The organism is Dyella sp. NPDC103356, from assembly GCF_055584465.1.
Genome location: NZ_JBVJLZ010000005.1, coordinates 1 through 19,120, shown reverse-complemented (window position 1 = coordinate 19,120; position 19,120 = coordinate 1). Strand labels below are relative to the sequence as shown.

Genomic DNA, 19,120 nt, shown 5'->3' with positions numbered 1-19,120 from the left:
AGACGGCTACACCCGGGCGTAAGTCAAACAGGTTTCGGCTGTTACGCGGGGCCGGTCATTCAGACCGGCAATTCTTCCAAGGCGTGGCGCAGCTGCTTCATGCGTGTTTCCAGTCGCGGGCGCAGGGAAAGGTTTTCCTGCGCGCTACGCGCCTGCAAACGGTCCATCGCCATTTCCACACGTCCCATCTCGATCAGCAGATCGTGATGCGTATAAACAGGCTGCAAATCCAGCGAGTACTCCATGGCACGTCCCCCTAGAACTTGTCTTGTACGGGGACGAATGCAACGCCCATGCCAGAATGTGATGTAAATCACGCTTTCCTGAGTGAGGCTGCGCAAACTGACGTAATGCGTCACGTCTTGCCCCCAACCGGCACAAATTAGCGTTTTAGTCACCCCATGTTCACGCTCAGAGGGTAAATATCCGCATCACGCGGAGCGGTTTTTGTGCGCCGATCCCCGGCAGATTTTTCGGTTTCTGACGCCTGGCAACACGGTCATCCTGGATTCCCCCTGTTCCTGAGACCGCCAGGCGTCAGATCTAACAAAGCAGAAAGGCCGCTAAATAGCGGCCTTTCTGCTTTTCTACCCTACAAAAACCGACGGCGTCCCGAAGGACGCCGTCTTGCTTCCTCTCCCAGCACGCAATCGAACCCCTGTCCGTTCGATCTCGGCGCGCGTTTCCGCGCAGCTTCTGCCCGGGAAAAGTGCGAAGTGGATAAAGCAGCTTCCATGCCAAAGCGTCTCTGCAGGATATCTTGCGGGTTCGGGGTAAAATGGCGTCCCGTTTCGTCAATTTTTGCTCTGCCAGGGCACTTTTAGAGCGTTTGCCATGATGCTGCACCCGACCCATTACGACGTCATCGTTATCGGCGGTGGTCACGCCGGTACCGAAGCCGCGCTGGCCGCGGCGCGATGCGGTGCGCGCACGCTCCTGCTCAGCCATAACATCGAGACGATCGGCCAGATGAGCTGCAACCCCGCCATTGGCGGCATCGGCAAGGGGCATCTGGTCAAGGAAATCGATGCCCTGGGCGGCGCCATGGCCCGCGCGGCCGATCGCGCCGGCATCCAGTGGCGCACGCTCAATGCTTCCAAGGGGCCGGCCGTGCGCGCCACGCGCTGCCAGGCCGACCGCGCCCTGTATAAGGCAGCGATCCGCCACATCGTCGAAACCCAGCCGAACCTGGAGCTGTTCCAGCAGGCAGTCGACGACCTGATCCTGGAAGGCGGCCGGGTCGTCGGTGTCGTCACGCAGATGGGGCTGTCCTTCCGCGCCCGCAGCGTGGTCCTGACTGCCGGCACCTTTCTCGCCGGCAAGATTCACATCGGCCAGGCGCAGTACGCCGGTGGCCGCGCCGGCGACCCGCCCGCCAGCACGCTCGCGACCAAGCTGCGCGAACTGCCGGTGGCCGCCGAGCGCCTGAAGACCGGCACGCCGCCGCGTATCGACCTGCGCAGCATCGACTTCACCGGCCTGGAAGAGCAGCCTGGCGACAATCCGGCGCCGGTGTTCTCGTACCTGGGTTCGCGCGACGAACATCCGCGCCAGGTCAGCTGCTGGATCACCCATACCACCGAACGTACCCACGAGATCATCCGTGGCGCCCTCGACCGCTCGCCGCTCTACACCGGCCAGATCGAAGGCATCGGTCCGCGTTACTGCCCCTCGATCGAAGACAAGGTCGTGCGTTTCGCGGAGAAGTCATCGCATCAGATCTTCATCGAGCCCGAGGGCCTGGATACGTTCGAGATCTATCCGAACGGCATTTCCACCTCGTTGCCCTACGACGTGCAGCTCGATCTGGTGCATTCGATCAAGGGTTTCGAGCACGCGCATATCACGCGCCCCGGCTATGCCATCGAATACGACTACTTCGATCCGCGCGGCCTGCAGCCCTGGCTGGAAACCAAGGCCGTTCCGGGCCTGTATTTCGCCGGCCAGATCAACGGCACCACCGGCTACGAGGAGGCCGGCGCGCAGGGCCTGATCGCCGGCCTGAACGCCGCATTGGCCACACAAGGCAAGGCGCCCTGGTATCCGCGGCGCGACGAGGCCTACATCGGCGTATTGATCGACGACCTCACCAGCAACGGCACCATCGAGCCGTATCGCATGTTCACCTCGCGCGCCGAATATCGCCTGCATCTGCGCGAAGACAATGCGGACCTGCGCCTGACCGAGGCGGGACATGCGTTGGGCGTGGTGCCGCAAGAGCGTTTCGATGCCTTGCGCGCGAAACGCGAAGCGGTCGAACGCGAGACACAGCGCCTGGGCGGCATCTGGGCAGCGCCGAGCAACGCGCTTGGCGCGGCGATCGAGCGCCAGCTCGGCATCGCCGTCAGCCGCGAAACCAACGCACTCGACCTGCTGCGCCGTCCCGAACTCGACTACGTTCGCCTGATGACCGTAACGGAGCTCGGCCCCCCGGTAGCCCAGGAAGATGTCGCCGCGCAGGTGGAAGTACAAACCAAGTACGCCGGTTACCTGGAGCGTCAGCGCGAAGAGATCGAGCGTCAGCGCCGGCACGAACACACCGCCATCCCCGGCAGCTTCGATTACGACAAGGTGCGTGGGCTTTCGGCCGAGGTGCTGCTGAAGCTCAAGCGGACCCAGCCCGCCACCATCGGGCAGGCGGCACGGATCAGCGGCGTGACACCCGCAGCCATCTCGCTCCTGCTGGTGCACCTGAAGAGACGGGATGCCGCCTGAGCCGGGCAAGCCGTAACGGTGACGCTCTCACTCACGCCCATTCCGCTCCACTTCCCTCGCCCCCCGCCAGCCATGGCATCATCCCCACTTTCACCCCAATCCGCGGAGTCTCACGATGGAAGTCTGGATCGGACGCGATGGCGAGCGCCACGGCCCGTATAAGGAAGGCGATGTGCGCCAGTGGCTGCGTAGCGGCCAGGTGTCACGCGATGATCTGGGCTGGTACGAAGGCTTGGCCGATTGGCAACCGCTGTCGGTGCTGTTTCCCGAAGAGCGGCCCTCGGCAGCACCGCCGCCGATGCAATCCTCGCCGTATGCCGCGCCGCCACTTTCGCAGGCTGCGACGATCAACGAGCTCGAAGATTACGCCGGGTTCTGGAAACGTCTGGTCGCGTACATCATCGACAGCATCGTGCTTTACATCCCCAATATGCTGATCCAGAAGCTCATGGGTGGCGATGTGGCCGGTGAGGCGCTGCGTCAGGCGCAGATGGCCAATCGCGACGACCCGCAACAGATGGTCCAGTCGTTGATGACCTACTACTCCGCCATGACGCCGGCCATGCTGGTGATCAGTGTGGTCACGCTGCTCTATTTCGCGTTCTGCGAAAGCTCGGCCTGGCAGGCCACGGTCGGCAAGCTGGCGATGGGCATCCGGGTGACCGATCTGGAGGGGCAACGCATCGGCTTTCCGCGAGCGCTCGGCCGCTATCTGGGCAAGTTCATCAGCGCATTGATCCTGTGCATCGGTTTCCTGATGGTGGCCTGGACGCGCCGCAGCCAGGGCTTGCACGACATCATGGCCAATACCCTGGTCTTGAATGGTCGCGCCAATCGCCAGAAAGCTGCCGCATCGAATACGACGCGCAACGATTCTTTCAACGCCTGACCCCGCCCGTCGATCCCGAAAAAAAGCGCGCCGTTGATCCGGCGCGCTTTTTTTTCATCCGTCCAGCGTCACACGCCGTCGCTCGCATGCAAGGTCAGCTCGGCCTTGTTTTCGGCATCCATCTTGTCCCACTTTTTCATGTAGTCGACGCGCTTGGATTCGATGTCGCTCTTATGCGACTCGTACCAGGCGTCGGCGGCAGGCGTCTTGTCGACCAGCTCGCTGTCGCGCTTCCAGTCGGCAAAGTCCTTCGACTGCAGGTTGTATTTGGCGCTCGCATCGTTGTGGAGCGGGATCAGCGAAAAGCGCGCTTTCCATACGCCCATGCGCGGGCGCACCCAGACGTAATACGTCTTGCCCGGATCGAGCGTGGCATTCATGAAATCAGCATTTTCGCCGATCACCATAAACAGGTGATCGCCCGCCGGCACATGCATTTGCACGGCGGTCTTGGACGAAACAATACCGCCGAACCGTGTCTGGCCACCGGTCACGTCATACACCGAGGACTGAATCGCCCCGCCCATGACGGAAGGCCGCATAAACACCACGGTGGCCTGTTCCACGACAGCCGGAGCCACGGTCGCGGCCTTGCTGCCGCTCTTGGTCATCAAACTGGACTGGCAGCCGCCAAGCATCAGCACGAGCGCAAACACCGCCCATGCGCGGATCATCTTGATCATGTTTTCCCCCTGACGCCATGTTTATGCTTTGGCCGCACGGACATGGCGCCATGCGACGGCGCCAAGCATCGACGGTCTGATGCCGCACTGCAAGGCCGTCATGGCGGGCGACCTTGTATGATGTCAGACCCGACCTGGAGACCTCGCGTTTCCACGCCGGTGCAGCCCCTCAAGGAATGTTTACAGACTCATGCTCAGCATCGAACAACGCATTGCCCAGGACATCGCCGCCAAGCCCGAACAAGTGCAGGCCGCGGTGGATTTGCTCGACGGTGGCGCCACCGTGCCCTTCATCGCTCGCTATCGCAAAGAGGCCACCGGCGGGCTGGACGACACGCAGCTGCGCCTGCTCGAAGAGCGCCTGCGTTACCTGCGCGAACTGGAAGATCGCCGCAGCGCGATCCTGACCAGCGTCGAGGAGCAGGGCAAGCTGAGCGATGCGTTGAAGAAAGACATCCTCGACGCCGACACCAAGGCGCGTCTGGAAGATTTGTATCTGCCCTACAAGCCCAAGCGCCGCACCAAGGCGCAGATCGCGCGCGAGGCCGGCCTGGAGCCGCTGGCGACCACACTGCGCGAAGACCCCACGCAATTGCCCGAGACGCTGGCCGAAGGCTATGTGGACGCGGACAAGGGCGTTGCCGATGTGCGTGCGGCACTCGATGGCGCGCGCGCCATCCTGATGGAATCGATCGCCGAGGACGCGCACCTGGTCGGCGAGCTGCGCGACTGGCTGTGGGACAAGGGCCAGATCCGCGCCAAGGTGGTCGAAGGCAAGGAGAATGAAGGCGCGAAGTTCCGCGACTATTTCGATCACGTCGAACCGATCGGCAAGATTCCTTCGCATCGCCTGCTCGCGCTGATGCGCGCACGCAATGAAGGCGTGATCGAACTGGAACTCGCTCCCGCGCTCGAGTCCGAGCAGGGCCACGCCGAAGGCGAAAGCCGTGTCGCCGCGCATGCGGGCATCTTCGATCGCGGCCGCTCCGCCGATGCGTGGCTGCGTGAAACCGTGCGCCTGACCTGGCGTGTCAAATTGCATCTGCATCTCACGCTCGACCTGTTCGGCCGCGTCCGCGAAGGTGCCGAAGACGAAGCCATCCGGGTATTCGGCGAAAACTTGAAAGACCTGTTGCTGGCCGCACCGGCCGGCGCCAAGACGGTGATGGGCCTGGACCCGGGCATCCGCACCGGCGTGAAGGTCGCCATCGTCGACGCCACCGGCAAATTGCTGGCCACCGACACGATTTATCCGCACGAACCGCGCCGACAGTGGGACCAGTCGATCGCGCGCCTGGCGGTGCTCAGCAAGCAGCACGGGGTCAACCTGATCGCCATCGGCAACGGCACCGCCTCGCGCGAAACCGACAAGCTCGCCGGCGAGCTGATGAAAAAGCATGCCGACCTCAAGCTGGCCAAGATCGTGGTCAGCGAAGCGGGCGCCTCCGTGTATTCGGCATCGGAAACCGCCGCCAAGGAATTCCCCGAGCTCGATGTGAGCCTGCGCGGTGCGGTATCGATCGCGCGTCGTCTGCAGGATCCGCTGGCCGAGCTGGTGAAGATCGAACCCAAGGCGATCGGCGTGGGCCAGTACCAGCACGACGTGAACCAGGTAAAGCTGGCGCGCAACCTCGACGCCAGCGTCGAAGATTGCGTGAACGCGGTCGGTGTCGATGCGAATACCGCCTCGGCGGCCTTGCTGTCGCGCGTTGCCGGCCTGTCGGCGTCGGTGGCGGAAAACGTGGTGAAGTACCGCGACGCGAACGGTCCCTTCGCCAACCGCCAGGCACTGCTCAAGGTGCCGCGTCTGGGCGACAAGGCTTACGAGCAGTGCGCCGGCTTCCTGCGTGTGGCCCATGGCGACAACCCGCTCGATGCCAGCGCGGTGCATCCGGAAGCCTATCCGGTGGTGGAGCGCATCATCGCCCAATGCGGCCGTGAAGTTCGCAACATCATTGGCGATGCCAGCTTCCTGCGCGGCCTCAAGCCGGAGCAGTTCACCGATGAGCGTTTCGGTGTACCGACCGTGCGCGACATCCTCAAGGAACTGGAAAAGCCCGGCCGCGATCCGCGTCCGGAGTTTGTCGCGCCGAGCTTTGCCGAGGGCGTCGAGGATCTCAAGGACCTGCGCCCGGGCATGATTCTCGAAGGCCGCGTCACCAACGTCGCCGCCTTCGGCGCGTTCGTCGACATCGGTGTGCATCAGGACGGCCTGGTACACGTATCGGCGCTGTCGCACACCTTCGTCAAGGATCCGCGCGACGCAGTGAAGGCTGGCGATATCGTCAAGGTCAAGGTGATGGAGGTCGACCTGCCACGCCAGCGCATCGGCCTGTCGATGCGCCTTGACGATGAGCCAGGCCAGCAGACGCGCGGTGGTAAGCCGGCAGGCGGCAACGACAACGCGCGCGGCGGTCAACGCGATCAGCGCGGTGGCGGTCGTCCCGGCGGTGGTGGTGGTGGCTCCAAGCCGGCAGCAGCGCCGGCGCCGGCCAATAGCGCCTTTGCCGACGCGCTGTCGCGGGCGATGAAGCGCTAAACGGTCGTTTTAAAACGCAAAATCGCGACAAACTGACGGCCGGATAAGATTAATTATCCGGCCGTCTTGGGGAAATCCGCTCGAATCAACGATTTGCACTCCCATGCTTACGCCGCAGCGCAGCATGCGCGTCAGTACGGATATGCATTACCGTAACAAACCTATAACAAAGCCCTAGCAAGGAGCGTTGCACATGCCTCGTACTCGTTATCTGGCCGGCGCCATTACCGCCGCGCTGCTTTTCAGTTCCGCCGCTTCGGCGGGCCAGTTCGACAAGGTGGTCGTCTTCGGCGACAGCTTGAGCGATGCAGGCAATATCTCGCTGGCCACCGCGCCGCAGATCCAGCCGCCGTTGCGCTTCACCACCAACCCGGGTGTGACCACCGCCGAAATCGTTGCGGCGAACCTCGGTCTGCCGATCACACCCTCGGTGCTGGGCGGCACCGATTTCGCCTTTGGCGGCGCAGGCCTCAACAACAACTCCGCGGCAGGTCCCATCCCGACCATTCCGCAGCAGTTGCAGATGTACCTCGGCGCGACCGGCGGCAAAGCCGATCCGCGCACGCTCTACCAGATGTGGGGCGGCGCCAACGACATCTTCTACCTGACCGCCACCTCGACCAATCCGAACGTGCTGGCCGCCGGCACCGTGGCCGCCGCCACGACCGAAGTGAAGCTGCTCGGCCAGTTGCAGGCCGCCGGCGCCAAGTACGTTGTCGTCTATAACCTGCCCGATATCGGCAAGACGCCGGAAAGCATCGCCGGTGGTCCGGCGGCGCAGGCCGGTGGCACGCAGTTGTCGCTGGCGTTCAACGGCGTGCTCAATGCGGGCATCTCGCAGCTGAGCAACAACGGCCTCAACGTGATTCCGGTGAACACCTTCGCGCTGCTTAACGAAGTGATCGCCAATCCGTCCGCCTACGGCTTCACCAACGTCACGCAGCCGGCCTGCGGCGCCGGCTCCAGCTCGGTGCAGTGCGGTCCGGCCGGTTCGGGCCTGCCTTACACCTACGCCGCGGGCACCAACCAGACCTACCTGTTCGCCGACGGCGTGCATCCCACCACCGCGGCACACGCACTGCTGGGCGAGTACGTAACCTCGTTGCTGCGTGCACCGGGCCAGATCTCGCTGCTGGGCGAAGCGCCCTTGGCGGCCAGCCAGGCGCAGAACCGCGCGATCCGCAATCAGATGCAGGCGGACGAAGCGGGCTCCGGCACGCGCTTCTTCGCCAACGTCGATTACTCGCACCAGCGTTTCGACGGCAGCGACAGCTCGCCCAAGACCACGTCCAACAACGTCGACCTGACCCTCGGTGCCGACGCCAAGCTCAACGAGAATTTCTCGATCGGCGTGGCGATGGGCATCGGTCAGCACAATAGCGATTTCACCGGCGGCGGCGGCTACAAGCTGCAGGACATCAGCGGCATCGGCTACGCCACCTGGTATGCCGGCGGCGCCTATGTCGGCGGCTATGTCAACTTCGCGCAGTCCAACTTCTCCGACATCGACCGTCGCATCCAGTTGGGTACGAATCTTCGTGGCGAAACCGGCAAGGACGATGGTTCGCGCCTGGGCGGCGGTTTCACCGGCGGCTACTGGTTCACCTTCAACAACATCCGCACCGGCCCGTTCGCCAACCTCGACTGGCAGACGGTGAAGCTCGACGGCTATACCGAAAGCGGCGACGACAGCACCGCGATGAGCTTCGGCAGCCAGCACCGCGACTCGCTGATCTCGACCCTGGGCTGGCGTCTGCAGGGCAGCTTCGGCTCGGGCAGCATCGCCTGGTCGCCGTACGCCGAACTGGCCTGGAACCACGACACCAAGGCGGATCAGCGCGAAGTGACCGCCGGCCTGGTCAGCATGCCGGGGACCTTCTCGCTGCTCGGCTATACGCCGGACAAGAGCTGGGGCACTGCCGATGTCGGCCTGAACGCGAAGTTCTCCGAAAGCGTCAGCGCCTGGGTGGGTTACAGCGGTCGTTTCAAGGACAGCAGCCAGAAGTACAACAGCCTGAACATCGGCATGAAGATCGGCTTCTGATGCTGAGTAAAGTCGGCCGAGCTTTGCTCGGCCTGTAAGTCCGGCGGCTACGCCGCCTGTAAACGGTAAATGGGAAGAGCAAAAGCCTCGCTGCTCTGCTTTTCCCATTTACAGGTCGCGTAGCGACCGGACTTACAGATCGCACAGCGATCGGCTTTACAGGCGGCGCAGCCGCCGGACTCACTCATCGCAAACACAAAAAAAGCCCGCTTTCGCGGGCTTTTTTCTCAACTAGCGGCAACGATTACTTGCCCTTGCCGCCCGTCGCCATATTGAGGATCGACTGCGCCTGCTTCTGCAAGCTAGCGGCATCGTCGTCACTGAGCGTATCGGTCTTGCTGCCGGCTTCGTGCTGCTTCAGCAGCAGCGAGCCATCCTGACCCCATGCGGCGCGGTCGGTGGACGACGGCTTGGCGTCCTTGCTGGACTTCTTCTGCTGCACGACCACCCACGGCTTGCCGTCCTTATAGGCGTAGTCGGTGCTGGTGAAGCCCTTGTCGCCGTAGTCGACCTGCTCGCGAATGAACTTCACGTTGCCGCCTTCGCGGAACACCTGCCAGCCGCGCGACACATCTTTGTCGAGCTTGGTGCCATTGGTGATCTTCATGCCGCCGATGTGTGCCTGCACGTCCTTGAACGCGGCAAACTCCTTGTCGCCAGCGGTCTGCACCGGTGCCAGGGTGATCGTCACCTGGCTGGGCGCACCCTTGGTCAACACGGGCGACTGCAAAGCCGGGGCGTATTTGTGATCGCCATCGGTCAGCACAGCCTGCACGTTATAGCCATTGGCCGGGACGATATCCGTCGCGTTGAAGGTCAGCTCGAACGACTGCGGCATGCTCGGCACCGGCGAGATCGTCTTGCTCGCCAGCGAGGTGGCGCCACCTTCGGTCGACACGTCGACCAGGCTGATTTCGAGCTTCGCATTCGGCGAAAGCTGCACGTCGCCGGACATGGCCACGGTGCCGGACACCGTATTGGCCTTGGGGGCAGCTGCTGTGTTGTCACCCGCTGCAGGGGCGTTTTCCGCCGCCGGCTGCGACGACGACGTATCCGAAGAAGAATTGCAACCGGCCAGCGCCAGGGCTGCAACCGACATCAGCGACCAAACGATCCTGCGCATTGAGGGACCTCAATCTATCGATGAACCAAAACGCGAAAACCCGCGCCACGTCTAGACGTGCCATAGATTTTCACGGGGGAAGCTTCAAGCATAGCCCAAAGAACCCCTGTGGAAAAGTCAACAAAACCAGTGCCATCCGTACCAAACGAGCGTTTGGCTGGGGTTTTCGTGACCCAGCAGGCGCTCATGTTACCCGTATCACACCCACTGAGACGAGATAGGAGCAAAATCTTACGTGAAATAAATTTCATTTGTCTGTGTATGCAACGGGTAAACCAAACCCAAACTCGGTCGTTATTCATTGCGACCTGTCGGCTAAAACCACCGGTTGGACTACAGCGTGCCCCGCTCGACCCTATAGTTTTCGGCACAGATGCCTGGGGCTTGAGTTCGCTGGAATCCGTTAAAGCTTTGGACACATGGAAGTTAAGCGGTGAAAGCAGGAGCGAAATTCCCCTCGTCCACGTTGGTTGGAAATTGCGATGAACACGCAAAAAACTACGCACCTCGTCGAAGCCCCCTCCGGCACCTTTGCTGATCGTATAAAAGTGCTGATCCAGCGCGTTGGCAGCGTCACGGAAATCGCACGAATGTGCGGGTTCTCCGAAGGCGTTGTGCGTAGTTGGCGCGACGGCAACACCGATCCGTCCCGCGCCCGTTGCGTGACCCTCGCCAAGACCCTTGGTATTTCGCTGGTATGGCTGGTAGCCGGTGAAGGCACGATCCAGACCGAGGCGCTCGCGCAGGGCGAGGACATGTCCGGCACGGAGAGCTCGCTGTCCCAGCGTCACCGTTCCAAGCTGCGGACCGCAGCCGACACGCTGCAGGCCAGTGGCGTCGCCATGGACCCGACCCGCCTCAATACCGCGCTGCGCATTCTGCAGTCCGAGCTCGACCTGGCCGAAAGCCGCCTGACCTTGGCCGAAAACGCCGACATGCTGGCCGAGCTTTACGACATCCTCGGCCCCAACGGCGACGTGGATGCCACAGCGATGGTGGCGTTCAATCATCGTCTGGGCGATCGGATTCGCCGGAATCGTTCGGCAGCTTGAAAGCAGTGAGTCCGGTCGCTAGCGCGACCTGTAAGTCCAGCTGCTAAGCAGCCTGTAAAGTCGGTCGCTACGCTCCCTGTAAAGGGAGAAAGACAAGAAAAAGCCCGCAACCTGGCGGGCTTTTTCTGTTTACTGTTGGCCATTGACAGGCTGCGTTAGCAGCCAGACTTACAACTTCGAAATATCCGCGATCGCCGCAAACTGCGCCTTCAGCTGCCCAAGCAAGGCCAGGCGATTGGCACGTACGGCCGGGTCTTCGGCATTGACCAGCACGTCGTCGAAGAACGCATCGACCGGCGCCTGAAGCTGGGCCAGACGTGTCAGCACCGCAGCGTAGTCGCCCGCTTCCAGCGGAGCGGCGGTGTCGGCGGTCGCAGACACCAGCGCATCGGCCAACGCACGTTCGGCGTCGAACTCGAAATACTTTGGATCGACCGAACTGCCGACTGGCGGTGCACCGGCTTCCTCGGCCTGCTTGCGCAGGATGTTGGCAACGCGCTTGTTGGCGGCAGCAAGGCTGGCCGCTTCCGGGCGGCGGCCGAAATCGGCTACCGCGCGCAGGCGACGATCGAAATCGGCCAGACTCGCCGGCCGCACCGCAAGCACGGCTTCGAACTGCTCGCCGCCAAAACCCTGTTCGGCGTAATAGCCACGTAGACGCTCAAGCACGAAGTCATACAGCTCACCGGCCAATTCGGCGCGGCGCTTGCCCGCATCGAGTGGCGCCGCCTTGCCGTCCTTGCCCGGCTTGATGCCGGCGGCCAGAGCGGCTTCGGGCAGCAGTTCCAGAGCCTCACGCAGCGTGCCCGGCAGGTCGAGCTCGATGCCGCCTTCGATCAGCGTGCGTGCCAGGCCCAGGGCCGCGCGGCGCAGGGCAAACGGATCTTTGTTGCCGCTGGGCTTCATGCCGACGGCGAAAATGCCCGTGAGCGTGTCCAGGCGCTCGGCCACGGCCAACACCTGGCCGACCTTGCCCGAGGCGACGGCATCGCCGGCAAAGCGCGGCTGGTAGTAGCTGTCGAGCGCGTCGGCCACCTCGGCCGGCTCGCCATGATGCGCGGCGTAGTAACGGCCCATCACACCCTGCAGCTCGGGAAACTCGCCAACCATGCGGGTGAGCAGGTCGCACTTGCTCAGCGCGGCGGCACGAGTCGCCTGACCGGCGTCGACACCGACCCGGTTGGCGATGACGCGCGCAAGCTCGGCAACGCGGATGCTCTTGTCCCACAGGCTGCCCAGCGCCTGCTGATAGGTCACGTTCTTCAACGCGTCCTGATAGCCGGCCAATGGGGTCTTCAGATCTTCGTCCCAGAAGAACTTCGCGTCGGCGAATCGCGGACGGATAACGCGCTCGTAGCCCTTGCGAATCTCGCTCGGCTGCTTGCTGTCGATGTTGGCGATACCGATGAAATGCTCGGTGAGCTTGCCGTCGGCATCGAACACCGGCACGAACTTCTGATTGGTTTCCATCGTCGTCACCAGTGCCTCGGGCGGCACGGCGAGAAAGTCCCGCTCGAACGTGCAGGCGATCGCCGCCGGCCATTCGGTGAGGTTGGCGATTTCGTCCAGCAGCGCGGCGTCCAGGCGCGGTATGCCGCCGGTTTCTTTCGCGGCACGGGCGATTTCAGCCTCGATGCGCTGTCGACGCTCGCGCGGGTCGGCCAGCACCTTGGCCGCTCGCATATGGTCGAGCCAACCGTCGGCGTCGGCGATATGCACCGGCTGCGGATGCATGAAGCGGTGACCGCGCGACTGGCGGCCGCTCTTCAAGCCCAGCACTTCGCCGTCAATGATGTCCGAGCCATACAGCATTACCAGCCAATGCGCCGGGCGCACGAAGCTGTAGTCGTGATCGGCCCAGCGCATCGGCTTCGGGATCGGCAGGCCCTTGAGTGCCTCGTCGACAATCTCCGCAAGCAGATCCTTGAGGAGTCGCACCGGCGACATGTCGCGGTAAGCAAACCAGGCGCCCTTGTCGGTGCGCTCTTCGCCCAGTTGCTCGACGTCGACGCCACACGATTGAGCGAACCCCAACAGGGCCTTGGTGGGCTTGCCCTCGGCATCGCGACCCGCGGTCAGTGCCGGACCGCGACGCACGATCACCTGTTGCGCCGCCGATTCGGCCACCGCGGGAATATGCGCCGCCAGACGACGCGGGGAGGCGTACACCACCGCGCTGTCCAGGGCCGCATCAATACCGCGCTTGGACAGGCCATCGCAGATGCCACGCAGGAAAGCGGCAGCCAGTTCATCGAGCGCCTTGGGCGGCAGTTCTTCCGTACCCAGCTCGATCAGTAACGACTTGGCGGCGCTCATGCAGCCTGCTCCTTCTTGTTCTTGAGGCCGGGGAAACCGAGCTTTTCGCGCTGCGCGACGTAGGTTTCGGCAACCGCACGCGACAATGTGCGTACACGCAGGATGTAGCGCTGGCGCTCGGTCACGCTGATCGCGCGGCGCGCGTCGAGCAGGTTGAACGTGTGGCTTGCCTTCATCACCTGCTCATAGGCAGGCAACGGCAGGCCAGCGGCGATCAGCTTGTTCGCCTCGCCTTCGCAGACGTCGAACCAGCGCAGCAACTCGGGCACATTGGCGTGCTCGAAGTTGTAGGTGCTCTGCTCGACCTCGTTCTGATGGAACACGTCGCCGTAGGTCACCGTACCGTGCGGGCCTTCCGTCCAGATCAGGTCGTAGACGTTGTCCACGTTCTGCAGGTACATCGCCAGGCGCTCGAGACCATAGGTGATCTCGCCCGTCACCGGGCGGCATTCCAGGCCGCCGGCCTGCTGGAAATAGGTGAACTGGGTGACTTCCATGCCGTTGAGCCAGACCTCCCAGCCCAGGCCCCAGGCGCCGAGCGTAGGCGATTCCCAGTTGTCCTCGACGAAACGCAGGTCATGAACGAGCGGATCCAGGCCCAGCTCCTTCAGCGAGCCGATGTACAGCTCGAGAATGTTCTCCGGGTTCGGCTTCATCACCACCTGATACTGGTAGTAATGCTGCAGACGGTTGGGGTTTTCGCCGTAGCGGCCGTCCGTCGGGCGGCGCGAAGGCTGAACATAGGCGGCCGCCCACGGCTCGGGGCCGAGTGCGCGCAGAAAAGTGGCTGGATGGAACGTTCCTGCGCCGACCTCGGTATCGAGCGGCTGCAGCAGCACGCAACCCTGCGCCGCCCAGTAGCGGTTAAGGGTCTGGATCACATCCTGGAAAGTACGTGCGGACATGGTTTTCCGTGACCTGGAATAAAGCGGGTTAGTATAGCCTTGAGGTCAAATTCACGTCGTTAGGGTTTTCTACGGTCGCCTGAGCTTTGGCGGCGTCAGGGGTTTTTTGAATGGCCACAGCACCGCAATCGCCTTCCCTGCTCGGCCGCCGAGGCAGGTTGTCGCTGGACGAGATGCTGGCCGCCCTGGTGGTCACCGGCCATATCGCCGCCGACGATGCGAAAAACGTCCGCATGGGCTCGCGCTCGGGCCGCAGCACGGTCGAGCTGCACCCGTTGGTGATCATCGCCAATGCCAAGTTGCCGAACATGCGCGAACCGGGCCGACCGCTGAGCGCCGAGGCACTGACCGAATGGCTGGCTGCCCAGGCCGATCTGCCGTACATGAAGATCGACCCGATGAAGATCAACGTGGCCGCCGTGACCCAGGTGGTAAGCCACGCCTATGCGATACGCCACAAGATTCTCCCCGTGGCGGCGGCCTTGGGCGAGGTGACCTTCGCCACCTGCGAACCGTTCGACGCAGCCTGGGCCACCGATCTTTCGCACATGCTCCGGCGCGAAGTGTCACGCGTCGTCGCCAATCCGCTGGATATCAACCGCTACCTGCAAGAGTTCTACGGCGTCCAGCGCTCGATCCAGATGGCGCAGGACGCAAAGAACGCGGCGGGCGGCTATGACTCGTCGGCGATTCTCAACTTCGAGCAGCTGGTGGAGCTGGGCAAGAGCGGCGAAGTCGGCGCAGACGATCGCCATGTCGTGCATATCGTCGACTGGTTGCTGCAATACGCGTTCGAGCAGCGCGCCTCCGATATTCATCTGGAACCGCGACGCGATGCCGGCAAGTTGCGTTTCCGCATCGACGGCATCATGCACAAGGTGTTCGAGTTACCGCCGCCGGTGATGACCGCAGTAACGGCGCGCATCAAGATTCTTTCGCGCCTGGACGTAGCCGAAAAGCGCCGCCCACAGGACGGCCGCATCAAGACGCGATCGTCGGCAGGCCGCGAAGTCGAGCTGCGTATCTCGTCCATGCCGACCGCGTTCGGCGAGAAGATGGTGATGCGTATCTTTGACCCGGACATCGTCGCCAAGGATTTCTCCCAGCTCGGCTTTTCGCCGACCGAGGACGCGATCTGGCGCGGCATGGTCGAACGCCCGCACGGCATCGTGCTGGTTACCGGCCCGACCGGTTCGGGCAAGACCACCACGCTGTATTCCACGCTGAAGCATCTGGCGACACCGTCGATCAACGTCTGCACGGTGGAAGACCCGATCGAAATGGTCAGCCCCGAGTTCAACCAGATGCAGGTGCAGCCGGCGATCGATCTCGACTTCGCCGCCGGTGTGCGCACCTTGTTGCGCCAGGACCCGGACATCATCATGGTCGGCGAGATTCGCGACCTGGAAACCGCGCAGATGGCGGTGCAGGCTTCGCTGACCGGTCACCTGGTGTTGTCGACGCTGCACACCAACGACGCGCCCAGCGCAGTGACGCGACTGCTCGATCTTGGCGTGCCGCATTACCTGATCCAGTCGACCCTGACCGGCGTGGTAGCGCAGCGCCTGGTGCGTACGCTATGCCCGCACTGCAAGCAGGAGACCACTCAGGACCCGCACGAATGGGTCGCCCTCACGCACGGCTGGGATTTGCCGGTGCCGGAGAAAGTGTTCAAACCGCTCGGCTGCCTGGAATGCCGTCATACGGGCTTCATGGGACGCACCGGCGTGTATGAAATGATGCCCATGTCCACGCGCTTGCGCGGGTTGATTACCCCGCAACTCGATCTGGCCAAGCTGGGTGGCGCCGCGTTAAGCAGCGGCATGCAACCTTTACGCATTTCCGCCGCGGCACAGGTCGCGCGCGGCGTGACCACGGTGCAGGAAGTACTCACCGTTCTGCCGCCGATCGAGACGGAAATCGACGATACGAAGTAACCGCTACGCCTTACTAGACAGACACCATCCATGAAGCCCGTTTTGATCATCCGTACCGGCCGCGCGCCCGACACCATTCGTGCACGCTTTGGCGATTTCCCGCATTGGTTCCGCGTTGGCGCGCAACTGGCGCCGCAACAGGTCCGCGTTGTCGACGTCGAGGCCGGCGAACAGTTGCCGCCGCCCAAGGATGTCGCCGGCGCGTTGATTACCGGTTCGGCATCCATGGTGACCGAACGTCTGCCGTGGAGCGAACAGACCGCGGGCTGGATTCGCGATGCGATGGATGTCGAGCTGCCGATGTTTGGCGTCTGCTACGGTCATCAGTTGATGGCGCATGCGCTGGGCGGGCGCGTCGACTACCTGCCCGGTGGCCGCGAGATCGGCACGGTATCGCTTGAAGCCGTTGGCGACGTGACCCAGGATCCGCTTGCTGCCGCGCTGCCTGCGCAGTTTCGCGCACATGCCACGCACGAGCAGTCCGTGCTGGAAGCGCCGAAGGGCTCGCGGTCGCTATTGCGCAGCGACCGCGATCCGAATCATCTGCTGCGCTACGGGCCGAACGCGTTGAGTGTTCAGTTCCATCCGGAGTTCAATGCCGATGTGATGCGCGCTTATATCCATCGCAAGCGCAACGACATGCATCGCGAAGGTTTCGATCCGCACCATACCTTCAGGCAGGTTGCACCGACACCGATCGCGCGTCGGTTATTGCGGCAGTTTGCACGACATCATGGATTGGCTGCGCAGCGCTGATCGTTGCGCGGCCATCGTCAACGCCTTGGCGGCATCGGAAACGGCGTAACCACTTTCTGACCATCGCTGGCATCGCGAATGGCCAACGGACCCTTGCGCTCGACTTCCTCGATACGCACGACCGATTGCATCGGCAGATGCAGCACGCGCGTGTCCTGGAACTCCTCGCGCAGTCGTTCTTCCGTGGGGTCGACGACGATGCCTTCGCCCGCTGGCTCGAACACCAGCTCGCCGACTTCGGTAAAACCCCATAGCCCGCTTGATGCTACGTGACGAGCGTAGAGCTCGTAGCATTTGCCCAGGTGCAGGAAGGTAACCTTGTAGAGTTTCTTTGTGCGCATGGTAGCCATTTTAACCGCGCAGCCGTCGTGCGATGGCGGGCTTGCACAGCAGCGCGAAGACGATGCCGAACAGGAAGCCGGCGATATGCGTCCACCACACGACCAGGCCGTAGCTGGGGCCGGCATAGCTGAAAAGCAGCTGCAGCAGCACCCAGATGCCAATCAGCAGGAAGGCCGGGATACGTACGAATTCGAGATACAGGCCCAGCGGCAGCACGAGGCCGAGGCGGGTTCGCGGAAACAATGCGATATATGCGCCAAGGATGGCCGATACCGCACCGCTGCAGCCAATGATCGGCGAACGCACACCCGCCAGAGACAGGGCGCCGATCAGGTTGGCGAGCGCGCCACCGATAAGAAACAGGGCCAGGAAACGCATCGAACCCAGCGCTCTTTCGGCGGGAAGACCGAAAATCACCAGGAAGAGCAGGTTGCCGAGCAGATGCAGCCACGCCAGGTGGATAAATAATGCGGTGATCAGACGCAGCAAGGACGGATCATGCAACTGCTGCAGGATCGGTTCTTTGGCGTCGAACACGTTAGCGGGTACGGTGCCCCATTCGAGCCACATCGACACCCGTTGCGGCCCGGGCATCAACGCGAACATGACGAAGCTCACCACGCATACGATGACCAGCAAGACCGTCGCCCATTGCGGCCGGACGCGCCGGCGAGTTTCGACATGGACGAACACGGGGAGGTACTCCGCAGGATGGACAGGGCAGTCGCATCATAGGGGAAACCGTCGTGTGGGCGGGGGTGGAAAGGGCTTATTGCTCCGGGTCTGGGTCCAGTTCCACATGCGTGCCATTGAGGTGTGCTGTCGGCGTGGGATAGGTCTTGATGGTCAGGCGGTTGCCGAGGCGGGTTTCGCTGACTTTAAAGGGGTCGATCTTATGCGTCCCGCTGAACCATAGGCGATTGTCCGGACCGGTGAACGTGATTCGCAGCAGCATGGAGTCGCGTTGATTTTCCGCTTCCCAGATATCCCCTCGCATCAGCGTGCCCCGCGGTTCACCGAAAGCGCTTCGGGTCGGATCGTAGAAATGGATGGCCGGTTCGCTTGGTGGGGAGGCCTGCTTGAAGCTCGCCAAAGGCTGATGGCAAAGCTGTATTTGTTCGCTGTAGAGGGGATTTCCGTCGAGTTTCATCTTCAAGTTGATCCACGTTCCATTCGCGCACTCGTGCCAAACCAGGTCGGTTGGGTGCGTGTCCGCGTGGGCGTCATTGATCAGCAGTAGCGTGACTATGAAGAGGGAGAAGAGGGTGGTGCGTGCCATGTGTATCGCCTGATGACCGACTGTCTCCGGGAACGCGGGTAGAGGGGTTTTGTTGACGGTCGCCTTGGGCATTCGTCGATGCCCGGGTGCGCGGTGATGTTGGGAGGTGGCGGTCGCGACTGAAGTCGCTCCTACAACTCAGGCAGGCCCGGCTAGCTTGTAGGAGCGACTTCAGTCGCGACCGGAGCGCCTGGCCGAGAGGGGAACCTCAAATAACCTCAGCCTCCCCTACTCGTCATCCCGGCGCAGGCCGGGATGACGAGTAGGGAGGGTCGATGTTGTGATGTGCCTTGGACTTGCACAGGAACAAAGAAAAAACCCCCACCGTTTCCGGTGAGGGTTTCTCTTTAAATAAAGCCCCTGGCGGTGACCTGTTGCAGCACGAGTCTTCGACTCGCACAGCACCAAAAGAAAAACCCGCATCGATTGATGCGGGTTTCTCAGTATAAAGCCCCTGGCGGTGACCTACTCTTGCATGGGCAATGCCACACTACCATCGGCGCAGCTGCGTTTCACTTCCGAGTTCGGGATGGGATCGGG

Annotated in this window: 15 protein-coding genes and 1 rRNA gene; 7 read left to right on the top strand and 9 right to left on the bottom strand. The window is 62.7% G+C overall.

Annotated features, from left to right (window positions below; genetic code table 11):
- Window positions 1–59: 59 nt before the first annotated feature.
- Window positions 60–245, bottom strand: a complete 186-nt coding sequence (locus tag ACZ6WW_RS12670) for a hypothetical protein (RefSeq protein ID WP_281851388.1) — start codon at window positions 243–245, stop codon at window positions 60–62.
- Window positions 246–837: 592 nt separating this feature from the next.
- Here ACZ6WW_RS12670 and mnmG point away from each other — a divergent pair.
- Together mnmG and ACZ6WW_RS12660 are read left to right on the top strand one after the other, a co-directional pair.
- A complete protein-coding gene (gene mnmG / locus ACZ6WW_RS12665) occupies window positions 838–2,715 on the top strand; it encodes a tRNA uridine-5-carboxymethylaminomethyl(34) synthesis enzyme MnmG (RefSeq protein ID WP_465274840.1) in 1,878 nt (625 codons plus the stop codon).
- 115 nt (window positions 2,716–2,830) lie between these two features.
- Complete coding sequence (locus ACZ6WW_RS12660; RefSeq protein WP_465274517.1) at window positions 2,831–3,604, top strand: RDD family protein; 774 nt, start codon at window positions 2,831–2,833, stop codon at window positions 3,602–3,604.
- Window positions 3,605–3,672: 68 nt separating this feature from the next.
- On the opposite strand, the gene ACZ6WW_RS12655 is transcribed toward ACZ6WW_RS12660, so the two are convergent.
- On the bottom strand, window positions 3,673–4,287 hold the full coding sequence (locus ACZ6WW_RS12655) for a hypothetical protein (RefSeq protein ID WP_281851386.1): 615 nt from the start codon (window positions 4,285–4,287) through the stop codon (window positions 3,673–3,675).
- 190 nt (window positions 4,288–4,477) lie between these two features.
- Between ACZ6WW_RS12655 and ACZ6WW_RS12650 the strand changes: the two genes are divergently transcribed.
- Window positions 4,478–6,826 carry a Tex family protein gene (locus ACZ6WW_RS12650; RefSeq protein WP_465274516.1) on the top strand — a complete coding sequence of 783 codons (2,349 nt, stop codon included), beginning with the start codon at window positions 4,478–4,480 and terminating at the stop codon, window positions 6,824–6,826.
- 193 nt (window positions 6,827–7,019) lie between these two features.
- On the top strand, window positions 7,020–8,870 hold the full coding sequence (locus ACZ6WW_RS12645; protein ID WP_465274515.1) for an autotransporter outer membrane beta-barrel domain-containing protein: 1,851 nt from the start codon (window positions 7,020–7,022) through the stop codon (window positions 8,868–8,870).
- Between the two features lie 244 nt (window positions 8,871–9,114).
- On the opposite strand, the gene ACZ6WW_RS12640 is transcribed toward ACZ6WW_RS12645, so the two are convergent.
- Complete coding sequence (locus tag ACZ6WW_RS12640) at window positions 9,115–9,993, bottom strand: YbaY family lipoprotein (RefSeq protein ID WP_465274514.1); 879 nt, start codon at window positions 9,991–9,993, stop codon at window positions 9,115–9,117.
- A gap of 482 nt (window positions 9,994–10,475) precedes the next feature.
- Between ACZ6WW_RS12640 and ACZ6WW_RS12635 the strand changes: the two genes are divergently transcribed.
- Window positions 10,476–11,045: a helix-turn-helix domain-containing protein gene (locus ACZ6WW_RS12635; protein WP_465274513.1), complete on the top strand. Its 570-nt coding sequence runs from the start codon at window positions 10,476–10,478 to the stop codon at window positions 11,043–11,045.
- A 168-nt stretch (window positions 11,046–11,213) separates the two neighbouring features.
- Here ACZ6WW_RS12635 and glyS read toward each other — a convergent pair whose 3' ends face one another.
- Window positions 11,214–13,361 (bottom strand): glycine--tRNA ligase subunit beta, encoded by a 2,148-nt coding sequence (gene glyS, locus ACZ6WW_RS12630; protein ID WP_465274512.1) that lies wholly within the window; start codon window positions 13,359–13,361, stop codon window positions 11,214–11,216.
- The gene (glyQ, locus tag ACZ6WW_RS12625) at window positions 13,358–14,266 is read right to left on the bottom strand and encodes a glycine--tRNA ligase subunit alpha (RefSeq protein WP_465274511.1); all 909 of its coding nucleotides are present in this window, start codon (window positions 14,264–14,266) and stop codon (window positions 13,358–13,360) included. The genes glyS and glyQ overlap by 4 nt, the downstream gene beginning before the upstream one ends.
- A 110-nt stretch (window positions 14,267–14,376) precedes the next feature.
- Between glyQ and tfpB the strand changes: the two genes are divergently transcribed.
- Together tfpB and ACZ6WW_RS12615 are read left to right on the top strand one after the other, a co-directional pair.
- The gene (tfpB, locus tag ACZ6WW_RS12620; protein WP_465274510.1) at window positions 14,377–16,203 is read left to right on the top strand and encodes a type IV pilus assembly ATPase TfpB; all 1,827 of its coding nucleotides are present in this window, start codon (window positions 14,377–14,379) and stop codon (window positions 16,201–16,203) included.
- Between the two features lie 30 nt (window positions 16,204–16,233).
- Window positions 16,234–16,959 carry a glutamine amidotransferase gene (locus tag ACZ6WW_RS12615; protein WP_465274509.1) on the top strand — a complete coding sequence of 242 codons (726 nt, stop codon included), beginning with the start codon at window positions 16,234–16,236 and terminating at the stop codon, window positions 16,957–16,959.
- A gap of 17 nt (window positions 16,960–16,976) precedes the next feature.
- Here the strand turns inward: ACZ6WW_RS12615 and ACZ6WW_RS12610 are convergent, their stop codons facing one another.
- The 4 genes from ACZ6WW_RS12610 to rrf all read right to left on the bottom strand — a co-directional run.
- Window positions 16,977–17,300: a DUF1820 family protein gene (locus tag ACZ6WW_RS12610; RefSeq protein ID WP_465274508.1), complete on the bottom strand. Its 324-nt coding sequence runs from the start codon at window positions 17,298–17,300 to the stop codon at window positions 16,977–16,979.
- Window positions 17,301–17,310: 10 nt separating this feature from the next.
- Entirely contained in the window at window positions 17,311–17,994 is a 684-nt protein-coding gene (locus ACZ6WW_RS12605) for a rhomboid family intramembrane serine protease (RefSeq protein ID WP_465274507.1), read from the bottom strand.
- 76 nt (window positions 17,995–18,070) lie between these two features.
- Complete coding sequence (locus ACZ6WW_RS12600; RefSeq protein WP_465274506.1) at window positions 18,071–18,580, bottom strand: hypothetical protein; 510 nt, start codon at window positions 18,578–18,580, stop codon at window positions 18,071–18,073.
- A gap of 452 nt (window positions 18,581–19,032) precedes the next feature.
- Window positions 19,033–19,120, bottom strand: a 5S ribosomal RNA gene (gene rrf, locus ACZ6WW_RS12595); the annotation flags it as partial.

What these genes read in the sequence shown, in the direction of transcription:
- ACZ6WW_RS12670 (WP_281851388.1), bottom strand. Translation starts at nt 245, where the DNA reads ATGGAGTACTCGCTGGATTTGCAGCCTGTTTATACGCATCACGATCTG.
- mnmG (WP_465274840.1), top strand. Translation starts at nt 838, where the DNA reads ATGCTGCACCCGACCCATTACGACGTCATCGTTATCGGCGGTGGTCAC.
- ACZ6WW_RS12660 (WP_465274517.1), top strand. Translation starts at nt 2,831, where the DNA reads ATGGAAGTCTGGATCGGACGCGATGGCGAGCGCCACGGCCCGTATAAG.
- ACZ6WW_RS12655 (WP_281851386.1), bottom strand. Translation starts at nt 4,287, where the DNA reads ATGATCAAGATGATCCGCGCATGGGCGGTGTTTGCGCTCGTGCTGATG.
- ACZ6WW_RS12650 (WP_465274516.1), top strand. Translation starts at nt 4,478, where the DNA reads ATGCTCAGCATCGAACAACGCATTGCCCAGGACATCGCCGCCAAGCCC.
- ACZ6WW_RS12645 (WP_465274515.1), top strand. Translation starts at nt 7,020, where the DNA reads ATGCCTCGTACTCGTTATCTGGCCGGCGCCATTACCGCCGCGCTGCTT.
- ACZ6WW_RS12640 (WP_465274514.1), bottom strand. Translation starts at nt 9,993, where the DNA reads ATGCGCAGGATCGTTTGGTCGCTGATGTCGGTTGCAGCCCTGGCGCTG.
- ACZ6WW_RS12635 (WP_465274513.1), top strand. Translation starts at nt 10,476, where the DNA reads ATGAACACGCAAAAAACTACGCACCTCGTCGAAGCCCCCTCCGGCACC.
- glyS (WP_465274512.1), bottom strand. Translation starts at nt 13,361, where the DNA reads ATGAGCGCCGCCAAGTCGTTACTGATCGAGCTGGGTACGGAAGAACTG.
- glyQ (WP_465274511.1), bottom strand. Translation starts at nt 14,266, where the DNA reads ATGTCCGCACGTACTTTCCAGGATGTGATCCAGACCCTTAACCGCTAC.
- tfpB (WP_465274510.1), top strand. Translation starts at nt 14,377, where the DNA reads ATGGCCACAGCACCGCAATCGCCTTCCCTGCTCGGCCGCCGAGGCAGG.
- ACZ6WW_RS12615 (WP_465274509.1), top strand. Translation starts at nt 16,234, where the DNA reads ATGAAGCCCGTTTTGATCATCCGTACCGGCCGCGCGCCCGACACCATT.
- ACZ6WW_RS12610 (WP_465274508.1), bottom strand. Translation starts at nt 17,300, where the DNA reads ATGCGCACAAAGAAACTCTACAAGGTTACCTTCCTGCACCTGGGCAAA.
- ACZ6WW_RS12600 (WP_465274506.1), bottom strand. Translation starts at nt 18,580, where the DNA reads ATGGCACGCACCACCCTCTTCTCCCTCTTCATAGTCACGCTACTGCTG.